The following is a 295-nucleotide window of genomic DNA, read 5'->3' on the forward strand; positions in this document are numbered from 1 at the left end:
GCTGAGGGTGTCCGGCGTACGTCGGGGCGTTCGGGTGGTACCGAGGGTGGTCTGTCGACGGGTGAGCTGCTGCGGGTGCGGGCGGCGATGAAGCCGATCGCGACGGTTCCGCGGGCGTTGCGGACGCTGGACGTGCGGACGGGTGAGCCGGCGAAGGCGCACCACCAGCGTTCGGATGTCTGTGCCGTTCCGGCGGCGGGGATCGTCGCCGAGGCGATGGTCGCGCTGGTGCTGGCCGACGCGGTGAGTGAGAAGTTCGGCGGCGACAACGTCTCCGAGACCCGCCGCAACGTGC

Annotated in this window: 1 protein-coding gene; it reads left to right on the plus strand. The window is 71.5% G+C overall.

Translation table 11 applies throughout. The annotated features are described in order from the left end of the window. Nucleotides 1–295: chorismate synthase (locus UK12_RS35395; protein WP_045307332.1), on the plus strand; the 295-nt coding region annotated here is incomplete at both ends.

Origin of the sequence: Saccharothrix sp. ST-888, from assembly GCF_000955975.1 — a bacterium.
GTDB lineage: Bacteria > Actinomycetota > Actinomycetes > Streptomycetales > Streptomycetaceae > Kitasatospora.